Annotated in this window: 19 protein-coding genes; 12 read left to right on the top strand and 7 right to left on the bottom strand. The window is 55.7% G+C overall.

Annotation, left to right across the window (positions count from 1 at the left end; translation table 11 throughout):
* Window positions 1–86 precede the first annotated feature (86 nt).
* The 3 genes from fes to entF are packed head-to-tail and all read left to right on the top strand — an operon-like array spanning window position 87 to window position 5440.
* Window positions 87–1304 (top strand): enterochelin esterase, encoded by a 1218-nt coding sequence (fes, locus tag G8S19_RS16250; RefSeq protein ID WP_253685544.1) that lies wholly within the window; start codon window positions 87–89, stop codon window positions 1302–1304.
* Window positions 1305–1334: 30 nt separating this feature from the next.
* Complete coding sequence (locus G8S19_RS16245) at window positions 1335–1553, top strand: MbtH family protein (protein ID WP_061067489.1); 219 nt, start codon at window positions 1335–1337, stop codon at window positions 1551–1553.
* A complete protein-coding gene (gene entF / locus G8S19_RS16240; protein ID WP_124021325.1) occupies window positions 1550–5440 on the top strand; it encodes an enterobactin non-ribosomal peptide synthetase EntF in 3891 nt (1296 codons plus the stop codon). The genes G8S19_RS16245 and entF overlap by 4 nt, the downstream gene beginning before the upstream one ends.
* A gap of 33 nt (window positions 5441–5473) precedes the next feature.
* On the opposite strand, the gene fepC is transcribed toward entF, so the two are convergent.
* The 3 genes from fepC to fepD are packed head-to-tail and all read right to left on the bottom strand — an operon-like array spanning window position 5474 to window position 8270.
* Window positions 5474–6277 (bottom strand): iron-enterobactin ABC transporter ATP-binding protein, encoded by an 804-nt coding sequence (gene fepC / locus G8S19_RS16235; protein WP_005123456.1) that lies wholly within the window; start codon window positions 6275–6277, stop codon window positions 5474–5476.
* Entirely contained in the window at window positions 6274–7266 is a 993-nt protein-coding gene (gene fepG / locus G8S19_RS16230) for an iron-enterobactin ABC transporter permease (protein ID WP_048212332.1), read from the bottom strand. Before fepG ends, fepC begins: the two co-directional genes overlap by 4 nt.
* Entirely contained in the window at window positions 7263–8270 is a 1008-nt protein-coding gene (gene fepD / locus G8S19_RS16225) for a Fe(3+)-siderophore ABC transporter permease (RefSeq protein ID WP_124021324.1), read from the bottom strand. The genes fepG and fepD overlap by 4 nt, the downstream gene beginning before the upstream one ends.
* Before the next feature lie 109 nt (window positions 8271–8379).
* On the opposite strand from fepD, the gene entS reads away from it, so the two are divergent.
* Window positions 8380–9615: an enterobactin transporter EntS gene (gene entS, locus G8S19_RS16220; protein ID WP_048212330.1), complete on the top strand. Its 1236-nt coding sequence runs from the start codon at window positions 8380–8382 to the stop codon at window positions 9613–9615.
* Between the two features lie 61 nt (window positions 9616–9676).
* On the opposite strand, the gene fepB is transcribed toward entS, so the two are convergent.
* The gene (gene fepB, locus G8S19_RS16215) at window positions 9677–10633 is read right to left on the bottom strand and encodes a Fe2+-enterobactin ABC transporter substrate-binding protein (RefSeq protein WP_048212329.1); all 957 of its coding nucleotides are present in this window, start codon (window positions 10631–10633) and stop codon (window positions 9677–9679) included.
* A 188-nt stretch (window positions 10634–10821) separates the two neighbouring features.
* Here fepB and entC point away from each other — a divergent pair, with 188 nt between their 5' ends.
* The 7 genes from entC (at window position 10822) to G8S19_RS16180 (ending at window position 18255) form a co-directional block, all read left to right on the top strand.
* Entirely contained in the window at window positions 10822–11997 is a 1176-nt protein-coding gene (entC, locus tag G8S19_RS16210) for an isochorismate synthase EntC (protein ID WP_115600786.1), read from the top strand.
* 54 nt (window positions 11998–12051) lie between these two features.
* Window positions 12052–13662 (top strand): (2,3-dihydroxybenzoyl)adenylate synthase EntE, encoded by a 1611-nt coding sequence (entE, locus tag G8S19_RS16205; protein ID WP_124021322.1) that lies wholly within the window; start codon window positions 12052–12054, stop codon window positions 13660–13662.
* 13 nt (window positions 13663–13675) lie between these two features.
* Window positions 13676–14533 carry an isochorismatase gene (locus tag G8S19_RS16200; protein WP_061067495.1) on the top strand — a complete coding sequence of 286 codons (858 nt, stop codon included), beginning with the start codon at window positions 13676–13678 and terminating at the stop codon, window positions 14531–14533.
* Window positions 14533–15288: a 2,3-dihydro-2,3-dihydroxybenzoate dehydrogenase EntA gene (gene entA, locus G8S19_RS16195; protein WP_124021321.1), complete on the top strand. Its 756-nt coding sequence runs from the start codon at window positions 14533–14535 to the stop codon at window positions 15286–15288. The genes G8S19_RS16200 and entA overlap by 1 nt, the downstream gene beginning before the upstream one ends.
* A 2-nt stretch (window positions 15289–15290) precedes the next feature.
* A complete protein-coding gene (gene entH / locus G8S19_RS16190) occupies window positions 15291–15704 on the top strand; it encodes a proofreading thioesterase EntH (protein WP_048212612.1) in 414 nt (137 codons plus the stop codon).
* Window positions 15705–15888: 184 nt separating this feature from the next.
* Complete coding sequence (cstA, locus tag G8S19_RS16185; RefSeq protein WP_253685542.1) at window positions 15889–17994, top strand: pyruvate/proton symporter CstA; 2106 nt, start codon at window positions 15889–15891, stop codon at window positions 17992–17994.
* Window positions 17995–18057: 63 nt separating this feature from the next.
* The gene (locus tag G8S19_RS16180) at window positions 18058–18255 is read left to right on the top strand and encodes a YbdD/YjiX family protein (protein ID WP_003022064.1); all 198 of its coding nucleotides are present in this window, start codon (window positions 18058–18060) and stop codon (window positions 18253–18255) included.
* Between the two features lie 98 nt (window positions 18256–18353).
* Here the strand turns inward: G8S19_RS16180 and G8S19_RS16175 are convergent, their stop codons facing one another.
* Window positions 18354–19442, bottom strand: a complete 1089-nt coding sequence (locus G8S19_RS16175) for an oxidoreductase (RefSeq protein WP_253685540.1) — start codon at window positions 19440–19442, stop codon at window positions 18354–18356.
* A gap of 132 nt (window positions 19443–19574) precedes the next feature.
* On the opposite strand from G8S19_RS16175, the gene G8S19_RS16170 reads away from it, so the two are divergent.
* The gene (locus tag G8S19_RS16170) at window positions 19575–20735 is read left to right on the top strand and encodes a pyridoxal phosphate-dependent aminotransferase (protein WP_121584349.1); all 1161 of its coding nucleotides are present in this window, start codon (window positions 19575–19577) and stop codon (window positions 20733–20735) included.
* Window positions 20736–20748: 13 nt separating this feature from the next.
* On the opposite strand, the gene G8S19_RS16165 is transcribed toward G8S19_RS16170, so the two are convergent.
* Both G8S19_RS16165 and G8S19_RS16160 read right to left on the bottom strand, forming a co-directional pair.
* Entirely contained in the window at window positions 20749–21366 is a 618-nt protein-coding gene (locus G8S19_RS16165) for a ParB/RepB/Spo0J family partition protein (protein WP_048212322.1), read from the bottom strand.
* Window positions 21351–22574, bottom strand: coding sequence for a phosphoadenosine phosphosulfate reductase (locus G8S19_RS16160; RefSeq protein ID WP_048212321.1), 1224 nt, complete (start codon window positions 22572–22574; stop codon window positions 21351–21353). The genes G8S19_RS16165 and G8S19_RS16160 overlap by 16 nt, the downstream gene beginning before the upstream one ends.
* Window positions 22575–22600: the final 26 nt, after the last annotated feature.

Below are 22600 nucleotides of genomic sequence, written 5' to 3'. Positions count from 1 at the left end.
ACGCTATTGCAAATGCAAATAGTTATCAATAATATTATCAATATATTTCACGCTCAGATATAAAATTTCACAATAAACATGGGGTTATGGCGGTGACGACGTTAATGATGGGAAGCGAGGCGTGGTGGCAGTCGAAAAAAGGCCCGGAGTGGGAGCGTGAAGACAACGGAAATTATCGGGTAACGTTCTGGTGGCGTGACCCGCAGGGAACGGAAAAAGAGTCCGCCATTCGCCGCGTGTGGGTCTACATTACGGGCGTTACCGATCATCATCAAAATGCCGTACCTCAGTCGATGCAACGCATTGATGGAACAAATGTTTGGTGCTGGAGCATTTCCCTGAGCGCTAACTGGCGCGGCAGTTACTGTTTTATCCCCTCCGATCGAAACGATATTTTTGCCTCACTGGCACCGGGTGAAACACCCGATCGCACTGTGCTACGCGAAGGCTGGCGACAACTGCTGCCGCAGGCCATTGCCGATCCTCTTAATCCACAGAGCTGGCAGGGCGGTCGTGGTCACGCGGTATCTGCGCTGGAGATGCCAGATGCTCCCGTACAGCCGGGATGGGATCGCCCTGAAAATCCCGACTCGCCCGCAGTATGCCTGCAATGGCACAGCGATCGGTTGGGTAATACGCGCCGGGTGTGGGTTTTCACCACCGGTGAAGCCAACCCGCAAGAACGTCCCCTGGCTATTCTGCTGGACGGACAATTTTGGGCACACAGTCTGCCTGTCTGGCCTGCGCTGACCTCACTCACTCATCGTGGCCAGCTTCCTCCCGCGGTATATCTCCTGATTGATGCCATTGATACGCCGCATCGCAGCCATGAGTTGCCGTGTAACGCTGATTTTTGGCTGGCAGTTCAGCAGGAATTATTGCCGCGGGTCAAAACCACGACGCCATTCACCGATGACCCGCAGCGTACGGTGGTTGCCGGGCAAAGTTTTGGCGGTTTGGCTTCGCTGTATGCTGGCCTGAACTGGCCGGAACGGTTTGGTTGCGTACTCAGTCAGTCCGGATCTTATTGGTGGCCGCATCGCGGTGGTCATCAGGATGGCGTGATTATTGAACAACTGAAGGCCGGAACGGTAAGCGTTCAGGGTCTACGTATTGTGCTGGAAGCCGGGACCTGCGAGCCGATTATTTTTCGTGCTAATCAGGCGCTATTCGCCCAATTTCCCTCTGCACCACAGTCTATTTTCTGGCGTCAGGTTGAGGGTGGTCATGATGCGCTTTGCTGGCGCGGCGGCTTAATGCAAGGGCTGATGACGCTCTGGCAACCGCTCACCGACACGCTTTAACCGGACGATGTTCCACGACAGGAGTTGAGTATGGAATTCAGTAACCCCTTCGATAACCCGCAGGGACAGTTTTACATTCTGCAAAACCCACAACGTCAATTCAGCCTTTGGCCTCAGCAGTGCTCACTTCCTGCTGGCTGGACGGTTGTGTGCGAACCGCAGTCGCAGGAAGTCTGCCAGCAATGGCTGGATGCGAACTGGACCACGCTGACGCCAGCGAACTATGTCGATGTACAGGAGGCGCAATGACTCAGCGCTTACCTTTAGTTGCGGCCCAGCCGGGGATCTGGATGGCAGAAAAGCTCTCCACATTGCCCTCGGCGTGGAGCGTTGCACACTATGTCGAATTAACCGGTGAACTGAATGCACCACTGCTGGCAAAGGCAGTCGTGGCCGGTCTGGAGCATGCGGATACCCTGCGGATGCAGTTCACTGAGGATAACGGTGAAATCTGGCAATGGGTTGATCCTACGCTCACCTTTGCTGAACCTGACATTCTCGATTTACGCAATGAATCCAGTCCGCACGAGGCGGCACGTGCGTTGATGCGGGCGGATCTGCAACAGGATCTGCGCGCTGACGGTGGCAAGCCGCTGGTCTTCCATCTGCTCATTCAGGTGGGAGATAAACGCTGGTACTGGTATCAGCGCTATCATCACTTACTGGTTGATGGCTTTAGTTTCCCGGCTATTACCCGCCAGATTGCTGCAATTTACACAGCGTGGCTGCGCGGTGAATCCACGCCAGCCTCGCCATTTACGCCGTTTGCCGAGGTCGTGGAAGAGTATCAACAGTATCGTCAAAGCGATGCCTGGCAACGTGATAGCGCATTCTGGGCTGAGCAACGCCAACAACTGCCGCCGCCGGCTTCATTGTCGAACAAACCGCTGCCAGGTCGCTCAGCCAGCGCGGATATTATTCGCATGAAGTTAACTGCACCTGAAGGTTCATTCCGCCAGCTTGCGTCACGTATGCCAGATGTTCAGCGTGCGGATCTGGCGCTGGCGCTGGTTGCATTGTGGCTCGGTCGTTTATGCAGCCGAATGGACTATGCTGCCGGGTTTATCTTTATGCGCCGTATGGGATCAGCTGCGCTTACCGCTACCGGACCGGTGTTAAATGTCCTGCCCTTTGGCGTGAGACTTGATGCAGCAGAAAGTCTCCCTGCGCTTGCGCAACGGCTGGCCGGGCAGATGAAGAAAATGCGCCGACACCAGCGCTATGATGCCGAACAAATTGTCCGCGACAGCGGGCGTGCAGCCGGGGCTGAACCACTGTTTGGCCCGGTACTGAACGTGAAAATATTCGATTATCAGCTGAATATTCCCGGCGTACAGGCGCACACCCATACGCTGGCGACAGGACCGGTGAACGATCTGGAGCTGGCGCTGTTCCCGGATGAAAACGGTGGGCTGAGCATTGAAATTCTGGCGAATAAGCAGCGATATGACGCCGCTACGTTGGCGCAGCATGCCTCGCGTTTAATCGCGCTTATCGAGCAGTTTGCCGACAATCCATCGCTATGCTGCGGCGACGCCGAAATGTTGTTACCGACAGAACATGAGCGGCTGGCGAAGATTAACGACACGAGCGTGGAGATCCCGTCCACTACGCTGAGCGCGCTGGTGGCGCAACAGGCCGATAAAACACCGGATGCCCCGGCGCTGGCCGATGCCCGCTATCAGTTTAGCTATCGCGAAATGCGTCAGCAGGTGGTGGCACTGGCAAAACTGCTGCGCGAACGCGGTGTGCGCCCGGGGGACAGCGTGGCGGTTGCCTTACCGCGCTCCGTTTTCCTGACGCTGGCGCTGCACGGCATCGTCGAAGCGGGGGCAGCCTGGTTACCGCTGGATACCGGATATCCGGACGATCGTCTGCGGATGATGCTGGAAGACGCCAAACCTACGTTGCTTATCACCACTGATGAACAACGGGTTCGTTTTAGCGGTATCCCTGGGCTGGAAAGCCTGTGCTACACCGCTCCGCTGCCAGAGCAAGATGACACACCATTCGCTTTATCACGACCAAATCATACGGCCTATATCATCTTCACTTCCGGATCGACGGGCAGACCAAAAGGAGTGATGGTGGGGCAAACCGCAATCGTTAACCGTCTGCTATGGATGCAGAATCACTATCCGCTGACGGCCGACGATGTGGTGGCGCAAAAAACGCCATGCAGTTTTGATGTTTCGGTCTGGGAATTTTTCTGGCCTTTCATTGCCGGCGCAAAACTGGTGATGGCTGAACCAGAGGCACATCGCGACCCGCTGGCGATGCAACAGTTCTTCGCGACGTTTGGGGTGACGACAACGCACTTTGTACCGTCGATGCTGGCGGCATTTGTGAGCTCACTGACGCAAGAAACGGCGCGGGAAAGCTGCTCCACGTTGAAACAGGTGTTTTGTAGCGGTGAAGCGCTGCCGGCAGAATTGTGCCGCGAATGGGAGCAACTGACCCACGCGCCGCTGCACAATTTGTATGGGCCAACCGAGGCGGCGGTAGATGTAAGCTGGTATCCAGCCTGGGGTGAGGAGCTCGCTGCCGTAACCGGCAACAGCGTACCCATCGGCTATCCGGTCTGGAACACCGGTTTGCGGATCCTCGATGCCATGATGCGTCCAGTGCCCATTGGTGTCGCCGGTGACCTGTACCTGACAGGGATCCAACTGGCGCAAGGTTATCTGGGGCGTCCGGATCTGACGGCGAGCCGTTTTGTTGCCGATCCCTTTAGCCCAGGCGAACGTATGTATCGTACCGGAGACGTGGCGCGCTGGCTGGAAAATGGTGCGGTGGAATATCTTGGGCGCAGTGATGACCAGCTAAAAATTCGTGGGCAGCGTATTGAACTGGGCGAGATTGATCGGGTGATGCAACAACTACCAGATGTGGAGCATGCTGTTGCCCATGCCTGCGTATTCAATCAGGCGGTAGCGACAGGCGGCGATGCGCGCCAGTTAGTGGGCTATCTGGTGTCACAATCGGGTTTACCGCTGGATATTTCGGCATTGCGCGAGAGTCTGCGCGCAACCCTGCCTGCACATATGGTACCGACAGTGCTGCTGCAACTGGCGGAGCTCCCGCTCAGCGCCAACGGCAAGCTGGATCGTAAAGCGTTACCAATGCCACAACTGACGTCACGTCAGGAAGGGCGGGCGCCGCGAGCAGGGACTGAAACCACTATTGCTCAGGCGTTCACGGCCTTGCTGGGCTGCGAGGTCAATGATGTTGAAGCGGATTTCTTTGCGCTTGGCGGGCATTCGCTGCTGGCGATGAAGCTGGCCGCGCAGTTGAGCCGCATTTTTGCGCGCCAGGTAACGCCTGGGCAGATTATGGTGGCCTCGACCGTCGAACAGCTCAGCGCATTGCTGGATAGCAATGATGACGAGCAGTCGCAACGGCTGGGATTTGAAACGCTGCTGCCGCTGCGTGAAAGCGATGGTCCTGTGTTGTTCTGCTTCCATCCGGCATCGGGTTTCGCCTGGCAGTTTAGCGTGTTGTCACGCTATCTTCCTCCACAGTGGTCGATTATGGGTATCCAGTCACCGCGACCGGATGGCCCGATGCAAACAGCAGAAAACCTGGATGCGGTGTGCGAACAGCACCTGGCAACGTTACTTCGTCAGCAACCTCATGGACCTTATTATCTGATTGGGTACTCGTTGGGCGGTACGCTGGCGCAGGGCATTGCTGCCCGATTACACGCGCGTGGAGAAACGGTCGCGTTTCTCGGCCTGCTGGATACCTGGCCGCCGGAAACGCAAAATTGGTCGGAAAAAGAGGCCAATGGACTCGATCCGGAAGTGTTGGCGGAAATTGATCGTGAGCGGGAGGCGTTTCTGACTGCTCAGCAGAGCAATGCATCCGACGCATTGTTTAGTGCCATTGAAGGTAACTACGCCGATGCGGTTCGACTGCTGAGTACGGCACATAGCGTACCTTTTGCGGGACACGCGACGCTGTTTGTTGCTGAACGCACGTTACCGCCGGGAGTCAGCCCGGAACGCAGTTGGTCGCCGTGGATTTCCAGTCTGGATATTTATCGCCAGGACTGCGCGCACGTTGATATCATTACGCCAATGGCTTTCGAGAAGATTGGGCCAGTCATGCGTGACTTGCTCAACGATATCCAATAAATAGACTCGCCACCTCTGCGGAGGTGGCGCGATTTACCTGTTTGCAGTGCGTCCTAACGGAACCACTAACGGCGTTCCGGCAACCGGATCGTCGATAATCATACACCGTAGCCCATAGATTTTTTCAATGAGCTCTGCCGTGACAATCTCTTTCGGCGCACCCTCGGCGACGATCTTTCCATCACGAAGTGCAATCAGATGGGTGGCATAGCGACACGCCTGATTCAGGTCGTGCAGAACGGCGGCCAGCGTGTAACCTTTCTCCCGGTTTAGCTCACTCAACAGCTCCAGCAGATCAATCTGATGGCTGATATCCAGCCAGGTGGTCGGTTCGTCGAGCAGCATAATCGACGTTTCTTGTGCCAGTACCATCGCTATCCACGCGCGTTGTCGTTGACCGCCGGAGAGGGTATCCACACTTTGCGCCGCCAGATGTGTGATCCCCGTGGCCTGCATCGCGTGGGTTACCGCGATTTCATCTTCTTTACGCCAGCGGGTAAATAAAGGTTGATGTGGATAACGCCCACGAGCAACCAGCTCCTGCACGGTAATATCGCCCGGCGTGGTGGCATTTTGCGCCAGCAGACCAATTCTGCGTGCGACCTCTTTACTGGGGTAATGTTGAATATGTTCACCATCGAGCCAGACTTTGCCGTGCGCGGGCGTCATCAGACGACTCAATGTACGTAGCAGCGTGGACTTTCCACAACCGTTGGGGCCAATAATGGCAGTGAAGTGACCATCGGGGATCGAGACATTAAGGTTTTCTGCCACGGTAAACTTGCCATAACCCAGCGTTAACTGGTCGCCACGCAAACGGGCTACTGATTCGGTCATTTTTTGCGGGACTCCTGAATTAACAAGACGATAAGGTAAATACCGCCGAGGCTTACGGTGACAACGCCAACCGGAAGCTGATAAGGCATAAATAGCTGCTGAGCGCATAAATCGGCCATCAGCAGTAGCAGGGCGCCGCACAGCGCCGACTGCGTTAATCCCCAACGTGCCGTGCCGCTAAGCCGACGCGCGATGTGTGGGGCAACCAGGGCAATAAACGAGATAGGTCCTGCCAGCGCGGTGGCCGCAGCGGTCAACACCACGGCGACCAGCATCATCATCAGACGTGAGCGTTCAACGCTAACACCGAGCGCACAGGCGCTGTCATCACCCATTTCCAGTAAACGCAGGCGGCGTACCAACAGCGCGGCGCACCCCAGCATCACGATAATCAGCGGCGCAGAAGGCCAGGTCTTCGCCCAGGTCAGACCGTTGAGCGATCCGGCGTTCCACAGCCCGGCGGTCAGCGCGGTTTCTAAGGACGCCTTCAGCAGCAGCCAGGTGTTGAAGGCCACCAGCATAGCGCGAATGCCGATCCCGATGATGATCAGCCGGAAGGTGTCGATGCCGTTGCGCCAGGCCAGCGCCCAGACCACCAGCGAAGTCAGGATCCCGCCGAGCATTGCCGCCAGTGCGATGGCGGTAAGATGCTGACCAAACAGCACCATTGCCACCAGTACGCCGCTCCAGGCACCGGTATTGAAGCCCATCACGTCCGGGCTACCCAGCGGGTTACGCATCAATGACTGGAATATCGCGCCGCTAACGCCCAGCGCCGCGCCAATCAGCAGCGCCATCAACACGCGTGGTAATCGCCACTCGGTCACCACCAGCGTAATGCTACGCGGTGCATCACCGAACAGGGCGGCAATAATTTGCGGGGTCTCGAGCATAACGGCACCGCTACGCAGGCTCCACAATCCAACGGCCAGGCAACCGACGACCAGCAGCAGACAACTGACAATCAGGCGACGGGAGAGGTGCATCATGCGCCACCCCCGCGCGATTTACGGCGTACCAGAAAGATAAGCACCGGCGCGCCGATAAACGCGCTGACGACCGAGACGCGCAGCTCGCCGGGCACAATCAGACGACCGATGATATCGGCAATCAACAGCAGGGAAGGGGTGGCCAGCAGAGTGACGGGCAGCGACCAGCGATGATCTGCGCCCACCAGCCAGCGTGCCATATGCGGCATCATCAGGCCGATAAAGGCGATAGGGCCGACGATGGCGGTCGCACTTCCGCACAGTACGGTAATCACCAACAGGCCAATAAACTGGGTACGCGCAACTTTGCTACCCAACGCCGTTGCGGTGTCGCTTCCCAGACTGAGGCTATTCAGAGCGCGGCTAAGAAACAGCGCGACAGCACCGGCTATCAGGACCGGGATCAGCACGACTTTCAGCGTCTGCAGGCTGCGGATATCCAGTGAACCGGCTTGCCAGAAACGCAACTGGTCGTAGACGTCCGGGTTGAGCAGGGCGATGCCTGTGGATAATCCTTCCAGAACAGCACCCAGCGCAACACCGGCCAATGTCAGACGTACCGGACTGAGCTGCCCGCCGCCCTGACTGCCGGTAAATGCCACGATCAGCGATGCGACCAGCGCACCGGCAAAAGCCATCAGCAGTTGTTCTTGCGCAGAGGAGAAGCCGAACAGTGCGGCCCCCAGCACAATAGCAAAGCTGGCACCAGAGTTGACGCCCAGAATACCGGGATCGGCGAGAGGGTTTCGCGTGAGCGTTTGCATCAGCGCACCCGCCAGGCCCAGTGCACCACCTGCGAGGAGCCCTGCCAGCGTACGCGGGAGTCGCGCGTCCAGCACGATGGTGCAATCGGCGCTTTGACAACTGCCGGTGAGTGCATCAAATACCACGGAGGTGGGCAGCGACTTTGCGCCAATAACCAGACTTAATGCCGTGGTGAGAACAAGTAGTAACAACAGTCCGGGCACGGCGAAGGCGCGTGTCACGGAAATAGAGCATGACATATCAACTTCCCTGATAATGATAGTAATTATCGTTATCGATCTTATTTGGATATGTTAGCATGTGCAGCCATTGAATGGATATTGAAAAAGTACCTGGTAAGGCTCTGTAATGAATCGACAATCCTGGCTGCTTAATCTCAGCCTGTTAAAGACCCATCCTGCATTTCGCGCCGTCTTCCTCGCCCGTTTTATTTCCATTGTCTCTCTGGGGCTATTGGGGGTTGCGGTCCCGGTACAGATCCAGATGATGACGCAGTCGACCTGGCAGGTCGGTTTGTCGGTTACGCTGACCGGGAGCGCCATGTTTATTGGTCTGATGGTGGGCGGCGTACTGGCCGATCGCTATGAGCGCAAAAAGGTGATCCTGCTGGCTCGCGGAACCTGTGGGATCGGTTTTATTGGCCTGTGTCTGAACGCACTGCTGCCCGAACCGTCGTTGCTGGCTATCTATATTCTTGGTTTATGGGATGGCTTTTTCGCCTCGCTGGGTGTCACTGCGTTGCTGGCGGCGACGCCGGCGCTGGTCGGGCGTGAAAATCTGATGCAGGCCGGGGCGATTACCATGCTGACTGTGCGTCTGGGATCGGTGATTTCGCCAATGCTTGGTGGGGTGTTGCTGGCGACCGGTGGCGTGGCCTGGAACTACGGCCTGGCGGCGGCGGGTACATTTATTACCTTGCTGCCGTTGTTGAGCCTTCCCGCATTACCGCCTCCGCCGCAGCCGCGCGAGCATCCTCTGAAATCGCTGCTGGCAGCATTTCGCTTTCTGCTTTCCAGCCCGCTGATTGGCGGCATTGCGCTGCTTGGCGGTCTGTTGACCATGGCGAGCGCCGTGCGCGTGCTGTATCCGGCACTGGCGATAAACTGGCAGATGTCGAGCGCACAGATTGGGTTACTGTATGCGGCTATTCCCCTGGGCGCGGCCATCGGGGCTTTAACCAGTGGGCAACTGGCGCACAGCGTGCGTCCGGGTCTGATTATGCTGGCATCAACTGTGGCCTCTTTCCTGGCTATCGGTCTGTTTGGCTTGATGCCCGTTTGGCAGCTTGGTGTGGTTTGTCTGGCGCTGTTTGGCTGGCTGAGTGCGGTCAGTTCTTTGTTGCAGTACACCCTGTTACAGACGCAGACGCCGGAAGCGATGCTCGGGCGAATTAACGGTTTGTGGACCGCACAGAACGTCACCGGCGATGCGATTGGCGCGGCGCTGTTAGGGGGGCTGGGGGCGATGATGACGCCTGCGGCCTCGGCAAGCGTCAGTGGGTTTGGGTTGGTGATTGTCGGTCTTTTACTGCTGCTGTTGTTGGGAGAAGTGCGCCGATTCCGGCAAGTTCCCGTGAATGTCTGATCGCGTTATGCTCTACGGATTGTAGGCCGGATAAGGCGTTAGCCGCATCCGGCGCTGGCAATTAAAACAGAGCCGACAGACGTTGCAGCAGCAGCGTTGCGCTGTAGTAGTCGAGACGGAAGGTTTCCGTGCCCAGCGCATAAACGCGTTTGTTTTGCACAGCAGGCAGATGCGCCAGCAGTGGATTAGCGTAAATCGCATCGGCATCTTTGCTGTCGCCTGCAAACAGGAACAGCGCTTCGCCATTCAGACCCGCCGCCAGGTTTTCACCACCAAGCTGGATAATATCGTGACGTTTACCCTGGCTCTGGCTGGTATGTAGTCCGGCAGGTAGTGGTGCCAGCGTGAAACCGAGCTGTTCCATCAGCTTGCCTTGCGCGGACTCCGGCGTCCACAGGTTGGCGCTGTGTGCGGCTGCGGTATACACCAGCGCACTGACTGGCTGTGGCGGCAGGGTGATACGTTGCTTTACCGCGAGCAGTTGCTTATCAAACTCAGCAATACGCGCCGCTGCCTGTTGCTCCTGCCCGGTGATTTCACCTAATTGTGTCAGCAGTGACTGCCAGCTTTTGTCGTCGTAATTAATGATAAGCGTAGGGGCTATGGTGGACAGTTGATCGTACAGTGCAAGCGCGGAATCTCCCCCGGTGGCGCTGACCAGAATCAGATCCGGCATTTGTGCTGCAACGGCTTCGGCGCTCGGCTCGCCAATATACAGGCGGCTCAGTTTGCGTTCTTTGGCGACGTCGCTCCACTGGCGTAAAAAGCCCTGAGCATCACCAATACGGTTATTCGGTGTCGTGGCACCGCTGGCAATGATAGGCGCATCAATAGCGAGCAGAGAACCGGTGAGCGTGACGCTGGTGGACACAATGCGCAGTGGCTTATGTTCCAGCGTGTGCGTGCCGCGGCTGTCGGTAACCTGGCGTGGCCAGTCAGCGGCATGGCTTAAAGAAATTCCTGAAATAACGAGTCCAACCAGTAACAGCGCAGTGCGGTAAAACGCGGAAAATCTCACAAATAAGCTTCCTGTTATCAATGTGGTTAATGCTTCTCATTTTCATTGTTACGCGTCAGGGATGCAAGCCTAAGTCGCACATTGTGTTACCACAAGAGTTGACATACTGACGCTTTGCTTTTAGGTTAGCGACCGAAAATATAAATGATAATCATTATTAAAGCCTTTATCATTTTATGGAGGATGATATGGACACGTCACTGGCCGAGGAAAAAACGCAGACTATGGCAACTCTCGCTCCCGACAGTTTTTTCTTTATGTCGCCGTATCGTAGTTTTACGACGTCAGGATGCTTCGCCCGCTATGCGGAACCGGCAATTGATGGTGATTCACCAGACAGCCCTTTCCAACAGAAAATGCACGCACTGTTTGCGCAGGCCAAATCGCAGGGCATCGCAAACCCCATTATGGTAGGGGCCATTCCCTTTGACACCCGCCAGCCCTCGTCGCTGTTTATTCCTAAATCATGGCAAAGCTTCTCACGCACGGCAAAGCAGCAATCAGCACGTTACTTTACTGCCCATCAGTCGCTGAATGTCGTTGAGCGTAAATCGATTCCTGAGCAGGATTTTTTCGAAGATATGGTCGCCAGAGCAGCGGCGCTGACGTCAACCCCGGAAGTCGACAAAGTGGTGCTGTCTCGCCTGATTGATGTGACCGCCGACGCCAATATCGACAGTGGTGCGCTGCTGGAGCGGCTGGTAGCGCAAAACCCGGCAAGCTACAACTTCCATGTGCCCATCGACGATGGCGGTGTACTGATCGGCGCCAGCCCAGAATTGCTGTTACGCAAAGAAGGCGACCATTTCAGTTCGCTGCCGCTGGCGGGATCTGCGCGTCGCCAACCGGACGATGTTCTGGACCGGGAGGCTGGGATCCGTCTGTTAGCTTCCGAGAAAGATCGCCATGAACACGAACTGGTCACCCAGGCGATGAAAGCGGTTCTGCGCGATCGCAGCAGCGAGTTGCAACTTCCTTCGTCTCCGCAACTGGTCACCACGCCCACGCTCTGGCATCTCGGTACCCCGTTTGAAGGTAAAGCCAATGCCCAGGAAAACGCACTGACGCTGGCTTGTCTGCTGCATCCAACACCGGCGCTAAGTGGCTTCCCGCATCAGGTCGCACGTAAACTTATCGCCGAACTGGAGCCGTTCGATCGCGAACTTTTCGGCGGCATTGTTGGCTGGTGTGATTCGCAGGGCAACGGCGAATGGGTCGTGACGATCCGCTGTGCGAAACTGCTGCGTAATCAGGTACGTTTTTTCGCCGGAGCCGGCATTGTGCCCGCCTCGTCACCGATTGCGGAGTGGCGTGAAACAGGTGCTAAGCTATCCACCATGTTGAATGTTTTTGGACTGCATTAAGCGCCTGGTCTACCAGGCTATTCAGGCCTTATCGACAGGCTCTAAGGAGCAATAATGAGTATTCCTTTCACCCGTTGGCCGGAAGAGTTTGCCCGCCGCTACCGTGAAAAAGGCTACTGGCAGGATTTGCCGCTGACCGACATTCTGACCCGCCACGCCGATTGCGACCAGACGGCGGTGATTGACGGGGAACGCCATCTTAGCTACCGCCAGTTAAATCAGGCGACGGATAATCTTGCCTGTAGCCTGCGTTGTCAGGGGATCAAATCCGGCGAGACCGCACTGGTGCAGTTAGGCAACGTGGCTGAGCTGTATATCACTTTCTTCGCACTGCTCAAACTGGGCGTGGCTCCCGTATTGGCACTGTTTAGCCATCAGCGTAACGAACTCAACGCCTACGCAGCGCAAATTAAACCGGCGTTACTGATTGCCGATCGCCAGCATGCGTTATTCAGTGACGACGAGTTTCTGAATATCTTTGTTGCCGAACACAATTCAGTGCGCGTGGTCCAGTTGCTCAATGATGACGGCGAACACAATCTGCAAACGGCTATAAGCCAACCCGCAACGGCGTTTACCGCCACGCCATCGCCTGCCGATGAAGTGGCGTATTTCCAGCTTTCCGGCGGCACGACCGGGACGCCAAAGCTGATCCCGCGTACCCACAATGATTACTACTACAGCGTGCGCCGCAGCAACGAGATTTGCCATTTCACTGGAGAAACGCGCTATCTGTGCGCTATTCCAGCGGCGCATAACTACGCCATGAGTTCGCCTGGCGCGCTGGGCGTTTTCCTCGCGGGTGGAACAGTGGTGCTGGCGGCAGACCCGAGCGCGACGTTGTGCTTTCCGTTGATTGAACAGCATCAGGTAAACGTTACGGCGTTGGTACCGCCAGCGGTGAGTCTGTGGCTGCAGGCAATTCAGGAGTGGGGCAGTAACGCACAACTGGCTTCGCTGAAACTGTTGCAGGTGGGAGGCGCGCGGCTTTCGGCTTCGCTTGCCGCTCGCATTCCGGCGGAAATAGGCTGCCAGTTGCAGCAGGTCTTCGGTATGGCGGAAGGGCTGGTGAACTACACCCGTCTGGACGACAGTCCCGAGCGCATCATCAATACCCAGGGCCGTCCGATGTGCCCTGACGATGAGGTTTGGGTGGCAGACGCTGACGGTAATCCTTTACCACAGGGCGAGACCGGACGCCTGATGACGCGTGGCCCGTACACCTTCCGGGGTTACTTCAATAGCCCTGAACACAATGCCAGCGCGTTTGATGCTAACGGATTCTATTGCTCTGGTGATCTGATCGCCATCGATCGGGATGGTTACATCACCGTGCAGGGGCGCGAGAAAGATCAGATTAACCGCGGCGGGGAGAAGATCGCTGCCGAAGAAATCGAAAACTTGTTACTGCGCCATCCGGCGGTGATTCATGCGGCATTGGTCAGTGTGGATGACGAACTGATGGGCGAGAAAAGCTGCGCCTGCCTGGTGGTGAAAGAGCCGCTGCGCGCGGTACAGGTGCGTCGTTTTCTGCGCGAACAGGGCGTGGCGGAATTCAAATTGCCGGACCGTGTCGAGTGCGTTGAGTCATTGCCGCTGACCCCGGTAGGCAAAGTGGATAAAAAACAATTACGTCAGTGGCTGGCATCACGTTCACCGGCCTGAAGGAGAAGAAGAAATGGCAATCCCTAAACTGCAGGCTTATGCGCTGCCAACGGCGCTTGATGTTCCGGCAAATAAAGTTGACTGGGCATTTGAACCAGAACGCGCCGCGCTGCTAATCCACGACATGCAGGACTATTTTATCGGCTTTTGGGGCGAGAACTGCCCGATGATGGAACAGGTAGTGGCCAACATCGCCGCGCTGCGTCAGTACTGTAAAGCACATAATATTCCGGTCTATTACACCGCGCAGCCGAAAGAACAAAGCGATGAAGACCGTGCGTTGTTGAACGATATGTGGGGACCCGGTCTGACGCGCTCGCCTGAACAGCAAAAAATCGTCGATGCGCTGGCACCGGACGAAGCGGATACCATTCTGGTTAAATGGCGTTACAGCGCGTTTCATCGTTCACCGCTGGAGCAGATGCTAAGAGACACTGGACGTAACCAGCTGATCATCACCGGCGTGTATGCGCATATTGGCTGCATGACCACCGCGACTGATGCCTTCATGCGTGATATTAAGCCGTTTATGGTCGCAGATGCGCTGGCGGACTTTAGCCGTGATGAACACCTGATGTCGCTGAAATACGTGGCGGGGCGTTCCGGTCGCGTGGTGATGACCCAGGAGTTACTGCCGACGTCTGTTCCGGACAGTAAAGATGCGCTGCGCAGCGTGATTCTGCCGCTACTCGATGAGTCTGAAGAGCCAATGGATGACGAAAACTTAATCGATTACGGTCTGGACTCAGTACGTATGATGGCGCTGGCGGCCCGTTGGCGGAAAGTGCATGGCGATATCGACTTTGTGATGCTGGCGAAAAAACCGACCATTGACGCCTGGTGGACGCTGCTCTCCCGCGAGGTGAAGTGATGGCCGGATTTGATTTCACAGGGAAAACCGTCTGGATAACCGGCGCGGGAAAAGGCATTGGCTACACCACGGCGCTGGCGTTTGTTGACGCCGGGGCACAGGTTACGGGCTTCGACCGCGAGTTCGCGCTGGCAGAGTATCCCTTTGCCACTGAGGTGATGGACGTGGCGAACGCGCAGCAGGTGGCGCAGGTATGCGAGCGTTTGCTGGCGAATACCGGGCGTCTCGACATACTGGTGAACGCCGCAGGGATCCTGCGTATGGGACCAACCGACGCGCTGAGCGTGGAGGACTGGCAGCATACCTTTGCCGTCAACGTGGGCGGAGCATTCAATTTGTTTCAGCAGACGATGGCGCAGTTTCGTCGCCAGCGGGGCGGGGCAATTGTCACCGTCGCATCGGATGCGGCGCACACGCCGCGTATCGGCATGAGTGCTTATGGGGCGTCAAAAGCCGCGCTGAAAAGCCTGGCGCTAACCGTGGGACTTGAACTGGCGGGCAGCGGCGTGCGCTGCAATGTGGTTTCGCCAGGCTCGACCGATACCGACATGCAGCGTACGTTGTGGGTCAGTGATGATGCGGAACAGCAGCGTATTCGAGGGTTTGGCGAGCAGTTTAAGCTCGGCATTCCGTTGGGGAAAATCGCCCGGCCGCAGGAGATCGCCAACACGATTTTATTCCTCGCCTCCGATCTGGCCAGCCACATTACGTTGCAGGATATTGTGGTGGACGGCGGCTCCACGCTGGGGGCATGACGATGATCTGGAAACGTCATTTAACGCTGGATGAACTGAATGCCACCAGTCAGAACACCATGGTGGCGCATCTGGGCATGGTTTATACCCGACTGAGTGATGATGTGCTGGAAGCCGAAATGCCGGTGGATGAGCGTACGCATCAGCCGTTTGGTTTGCTGCACGGCGGCGCGTCGGCGGCTCTGGCGGAAACGTTGGGGTCAATGGCGGGTTATCTGATGACTCGAGACGGGCAGTGTGTGGTGGGAACTGAGTTGAACGCCACGCATCACCGCGCAGTATCGCAGGGGAAAGTGCGCGGTGTGTGCCAGCCGTTGTATCTTGGGCGACAGAATCAAAGCTGGGAAATCGTCATCTTTGATGAACAGGGGCGGCGCTGCTGCACCTGCCGTTTAGGCACGGCGGTGATGGGGTGAAGTCACCCGGCAAAGTAAAATGAAATTGCAGGGTTAACAGGTAAATGAAGTGATCTAGTTAACAATGTAATGTAAATACTCAGTGATACTTCGGGTTTGCATGGTTGTCAGGTTGTTAAATCCAGAAAAGATGTTATAGAAACAAAATGTAACATCTCTCTGGATAGGACAACGGATAACAACTATGAATAAATCAGGGAAGTACCTCGTCTGGACAGTGCTCTCCGTAATGGGAGCATTTGCCCTCGGCTATATCGCATTAAACCGTGGTGAACAGATCAACGCGTTGTGGATAGTCGTGGCGTCGGTCTGTGTCTATCTTATCGCTTACCGTTTCTATGGCCTGTACATCGCGAAAAATGTACTGGCGCTGGACCCGACGCGTATGACGCCAGCCGTGCGTCATAACGACGGTCTGGACTATGTTCCCACCGATAAAAAAGTACTGTTTGGTCACCATTTTGCAGCGATTGCCGGAGCGGGTCCGTTAGTTGGACCGGTGCTGGCGGCGCAAATGGGCTATCTGCCGGGGATGATCTGGCTGCTCGCCGGGGTAGTGCTGGCCGGCGCGGTGCAGGACTTTATGGTGCTGTTTGTTTCTACCCGTCGCGATGGTCGTTCCCTTGGCGAACTGGTGAAAGAAGAGATGGGCCCAACGGCGGGTGTTATTGCGCTGGTGGCCTGTTTTATGATCATGGTGATTATCCTCGCGGTACTGGCGATGATAGTCGTGAAAGCGCTAACCCACAGCCCGTGGGGAACTTACACCGTAGCGTTCACTATCCCGCTGGCGATTTTTATGGGGATTTACCTGCGTTATCTGCGCCCGGGGCGCATTGGCGAAGTGTCGGTCATCGGTCTGGTGTTCCTGGTATTTGCCATTATTTCCGGTGGCTGGGTGGCGGAGAGTCCTACCTGGGGCCCTTATTTTGACTTTACCGGTGTACAGCTGACCTGGATGCTGGTGGGTTACGGTTTCGTGGCTGCCGTGCTGCCGGTCTGGCTGCTGCTGGCACCGCGTGATTACCTTTCTACCTTCCTGAAAATCGGCACCATTGTGGGTCTGGCGGTAGGGATCCTGATCATGCGCCCGACGCTGACCATGCCTGCGTTGACCAAGTTTGTTGACGGTACCGGCCCGGTCTGGAGCGGTAACCTGTTCCCGTTCCTGTTTATTACCATCGCCTGCGGCGCAGTCTCTGGTTTCCACGCGCTGATTGCCTCCGGCACCACGCCGAAGATGCTGGCGAATGAAGGTCAGGCCTGCTTTATCGGCTATGGCGGGATGCTGATGGAATCCTTTGTCGCCATTATGGCGCTGGTAGCGGCCTGCGTTATCGACCCGGGCGTCTACTTTGCGATGAACAGCCCGATGGCGGTACTGGCACCTGCCGGAACCACCGATGTGGTTGCGTCAGCGGCACAGGTCGTGAGCAGCTGGGGCTTTGTTATCACGCCTGATACGCTGCATCAGATCGCGAACGATGTCGGCGAACAATCCATTATCTCCCGTGCAGGCGGCGCGCCGACGCTGGCGGTGGGCATGGCGTATATTCTGCACGGTGCGCTGGGTGGCATGATGGATGTGGCATTCTGGTATCACTTCGCCATTCTGTTTGAAGCCCTGTTTATTTTGACGGCAGTAGACGCCGGTACGCGCGCCGCGCGCTTTATGCTGCAGGATCTGCTGGGCGTGGTGTCACCAGGGCTGAAACGTACCGATTCGCTGCCAGCGAACCTGTTGGCGACGGCGCTGTGCGTACTGGCCTGGGGTTACTTCCTGCACCAGGGCGTGGTGGATCCACTGGGCGGTATTAACACCCTGTGGCCGCTGTTTGGTATCGCCAACCAGATGCTGGCCGGTATGGCGTTGATGCTCTGTGCGGTGGTGCTATTCAAGATGAAACGCCAGCGCTACGCATGGGTGGCGCTGGTGCCAACCGCCTGGCTGCTGATTTGTACCCTGACCGCTGGCTGGCAGAAAGCGTTTAGCCCGGATGCGAAAATCGGCTTCCTGGCTATCGCCAACAAATTCCAGGCGATGATCGACAGCGGTAACATTCCGGCGCAGTACACCCAGTCGCAGCTGACGCAGCTGGTGTTTAACAACCGCCTGGATGCGGGTCTCACCATCTTCTTCATGGTAGTCGTTGTGGTGCTGGGTCTGTTCTCCATCAAAACTGCGCTGGCAGCGTTGAAAGAGGACAAACCAACGTCGAAAGAGACGCCGTACGAGCCGATGCCTGAGAATGTCGAAGAGATCGTGGCGCAGGCGAAAGGCGCGCACTAATATTCTCTTAACCAATGAGCCCTCTCCTGAACGGGGAGGGCGTTTGTACGACAGGGAATCACTATGTTTGAAACACTCGCCAAAGCCGGGAAGTATTTAGGTCAAACCGCCCGGTTAATGATCGGTGTGCCGGATTACGACAACTATGTTGAGCATATGCGCGTCACGCATCCGGACCAAACGCCAATGACCTACGAAGAATTTTTCCGCGAGCGCCAGGATGCGCGCTATGGGGGCAAAGGTGGCGCGAAGTGCTGTTGATTTTTTGCCGGATGGCGCTAACGCTTATCCGGCCTACAACATTGCATTGGCCGTAGGCCTGATAAGGCGAAGCCGCCATCAGGCAACCTGCACCATAGTCACACCGTAAACGTCTCTACCTTCTCAAATGCCGCACGCAGTGTTTCCGGTGTTAGCTCCACCGGCAGCGCGTGAATGGACTCCACCGGGCGCAGGGTATGCGCAATCACCTTATCGATTTCGGCGCGGTTTTGGATGTCCACTTCCAGTTGAGCCAACCGGGTTGGCAAATTGAAGCGCTGATAGGCGGTAATTAACTGCGCCAGCACAGCATCTTGTCCCAACAACGCACTCTGCACCAGTATGCCGTACGCTACTTTGGTGCCATGTAAAAATTTCTCCGTTTGCGGGAGGACGGTCAGGCCATTATGCACCGAGTGTGCCGCCGCCACGCGGGTGTAGCGCTCGCCCAGACCGCCGACCATGCCGCCTCCGGCAATGATCGCATCCACCACGTCGCAAAATGCACGGGTCAGTTCACCACGCTGCTTATCTGCCAGCGCCTGCTCGCTGCTCTGAAGGAGAACGTCGCGGATCGCCAATGCGCCGTTGATGCCAAGACGTACAGTCAGCGGCAAGGTTTCAGGCTGTGGGGCGAGCACAACCGCTTCGTACCATTTCGCCAACGTGTCCCCGATACCAGCCAGCAAATACGCGTCTGGCGCATTAAGCACGATCTCTGGCTCTACCAGTACCAAAAAATTGGCATCATCGAAAATTTCGAAATGCAGTGCCTGACCTGCATCGTCGTACCACACGGACAGCGGCGTCCAGGCAGCACAGGTGGCGGCAATGGTTGGGGTTGCTACAAAGGGTAAACCAAGGCGGCGCGCCAGCGCTTTGGCTGTGTCGAGCAATGTCCCGCCGCCCACGCCAATCACCACGCTGCGATTCTCTCCTGACTCTGTTGCCAGTTGCCCAACATCTTTTTCGCTGCAATGACCCGTAAACAGCAGGTGTTTAGCCTCGGCAAGATGAAAGGCCTCTGGCAGATAAGGCCGGGCTGCATTGATGGCGCGCTCACCATATACCCAGACGGCGCGTGAGAGTTGATCCTTTGTGAAAAAATCGTTGAGTCTCGACAGGCTGCCGCGATGGGAAAAATAGTTAGCCGGGCCGGTGACGACGCGAATCTCGGTATTACTCATGTTGTGTTGTCCTTTTGGCTGTCCTGTCCAGGCAGGTTATTTTTATATAGACGTCTGAACGTCTTGATTGCCAAATACTAGCATCGTGCTATAGTGGCTTCAACCACAACATCACACGCTGGGATAACAATAATGAGTAATAACCCGCTGATTCCGCAAAGCAAACTGCCTAATCTGGGCACCACTATTTTCACGCAAATGAGCGCGCTGGCGCAGCAGCACCAGGCCATTAACCTCTCGCAGGGATTTCCTGATTTTGATGGTCCACTCTTTTTACAAGAACGTCTGGCGTATCACGTCGCGCATGGCGCAAACCAGTATGCGCCGATGACGGGCGTACAGCCGCTGCGAGAGGCCATTGCGGATAAAACCGCGCAGTTGTACGGCTATAGACCCGACGCAAATAGCGAAGTGACCGTTACTGCGGGGGCAACGGAAGCATTGTACGCCGCGATCACGGCACTGGTACGGCCTGGCGATGAGGTGATATGTTTTGACCCGAGCTACGACAGCTATGCGCCCGCGATTGAATTATCCGGCGGCGAGGTTAAACGCATCGCGCTGCAACCGCCGTCTTTTCGCGTCGACTGGCAGGAATTTGCTGCGCTAATCAGTGACCGCACCCGGCTGGTGATCCTAAATACACCGCATAACCCCTCGGCTACGGTATGGCAGAAGGCGGACTTTGAGGCGTTATGGCAGGCCATTAACCGGCATGAGATTTATGTTGTCAGTGACGAAGTCTACGAGCATATCTGTTTTGCCACGCATGGGCATGCCAGCGTGCTGGCGCATCCGCAACTAAGGGCGCGTGCAGTTGCCGTTTCATCATTTGGCAAAACCTATCATATGACGGGCTGGAAAGTGGGGTATTGTGTTGCGCCACCGGCTATCAGCGCGGAGTTACGTAAGGTCCATCAGTATTTAACCTTCTCGGTCAACACGCCGGCACAACTGGCGCTGGCGGATATGCTGCGCGAAGATCCGACGCACTACCGTGAGCTGCCCGCGTTTTATCAGAGAAAACGTGATGTGCTGGTGAATGCGCTGCGTGACAGTCGGCTGGAAATACTACCCTGCGAAGGGACGTACTTTTTACTGATTGATTACAGTGCTGTTTCTGATCTCAACGATGTGGCGTTTTGCCAATGGCTGACTAAAGAGGTCGGCGTGGCGGCGATACCACTGTCCGTTTTCTGCGCCGATCCTTTCCCACATAAGCTGATTCGCCTGTGTTTTGCTAAGCAAGAATCGACGCTGCTGGCAGCGGCAGAACGCCTGGTTACGCTGTAGTGACGCGATTTCGCTACTTCACCGTCCAGGCTTTGGAGAATCGACGGTCGGCAAATAACTCTTGCAGACCGTTGATTTGCTTCAGACGTAAGACTTCGTCGCTATCCATCCCCAGTTCTTTACCGATTTTCTCTTCGCTCCAGCCTAATTGTGATAATTCACGAACGATTTCCGACATGGCATGGATTTGATGCCGCCCACGGGCACGATTGTGGCGGATTGTCGCCGCCATGCGCTCATGACGCCCGCGTTGCAGACAGGCAACGGGCAGATAACCTTTCAGGCGTGATTTTAGCGATGATTTGTTTTTGCCGATTTCATGTCGATGGAATCCGTCGACGATTTCATATTCTTCCGGGGTTGATTGAACCACGACGATCGGTTGTGTGAAGCCATCGGCTTCAATGGATTTCAGCAGTAGCTTTTTCTCCGGCGGCGCAACGTTATTTGGGTTGTAATCATTTGGCGAAATAGCGCTGTTTTTGATCCACAGAACGCAGTCTACCGGTTCTTCACGGAAAGGACTGACGCTATGGATTGCCATCCTGAATTCATTGATTGCTTCAATTCGTTCTTCTTCTGAAAGGCCAGAAAGAAAACCGGTGAGTTCCTGAGTTAGTCGTCGTTGCATAAGATCCCCCATTCCTGGCGTTTGGTTTTCATACGTTCGTTATAACGCTGATAGTTTTTCATTTTTGTGGGACTGAATGAGAGTGCCCGACACCAGTAGTCATTATTCAGCAGTACTTTGCAGATCCGTCTCCATGAGGGGATATCTTTAGAACCAATATCGTTTTCCTGGGTTTGAGGAATATTATCGATCCCTTTTTTCTTGTACCACTGTAAATAGACGGCGATTTTGTTGCGGTAGTGCTCTGCGGTCTGTTGCGGCATGCTGTCTAATAGCAGCATGGCGTACGCTTGCCAGCTTAAATGCTCAGGTTTTAATATTTTCCGGTGGCCGTAAAAATGGTTGTCATGACCGGCGTATATTCCGCCGCTTTTAACGCCGCTAACCCGGGTGCACATGGCTGCCCATCGCTGTGGCTCAATAACATGATACAGCCACAGTCCCTGGCGTTGTTCCGGGCCAAAGGGTTCGCAAATGCGCATATATCGTGTTGGCACGCCAGCCTGGTACATCAGGTTATACAGGGGGTTGCATGGCATTTTTGTTTTCGCAAACCATGTCCATATATCGGCTGTTTTCCAGTCATACACCGGATAGATATACCAGGTGTGTCCTCCCGGTGCGGCGGTAGTCCACGGTTTGTCATCGGCAAAACGTTGCTTACGTGAATGGGCAATGGCGACAAAACGGTTATATGACTCGTCGGCACGGATGCCTACCATCATTGCCGCAGGACGTTTTTCTGAAAACCAGTCAGCGAACTCACGAACGAATTGTTCAAAGGTCATGCCGGGTTGGTAGAAATGAAAGAAACTGGGATCGGTAATCGCATCTGCTGGTGGTTGCCGCACCCATTGTGTATTGGGTTCCCAACACTGCCATTCCGGTTGAAATTGTGAGAGAGAATTTTGGGTGGTGAGCGGTATTGCTACCCAATAAAAACGTTCTATAACGTCAGAATAGTGTTCTCGTAGCGCTTCAACATAGTCGATAGTACAAGAGAACTGGGCTTCCCAGTCAATAAACAATACGCTTATTTTTTTATGTAACTGGCGTGCAAGAGTGGCGGTGAGATGCATCATGAGCCCGGAGTCTTTCCCTCCAGACAGTGAAACGCACACGCGAGGCAGTGTTTCCAAAGTCCAGGTAATGCGTTCCTGAGCGGCTTCCAGCACGCTCTGACTCAGAGGGATTTTGTAAACAGACATAGCAAGTCCATACTGAAAGAATAAAA

Source organism: Citrobacter sp. SX206 (assembly GCF_024181025.1).
In the GTDB taxonomy this organism is placed as follows: domain Bacteria; phylum Pseudomonadota; class Gammaproteobacteria; order Enterobacterales; family Enterobacteriaceae; genus Citrobacter; species Citrobacter youngae.
This window is presented reverse-complemented; position numbering and strand designations above follow the sequence as displayed.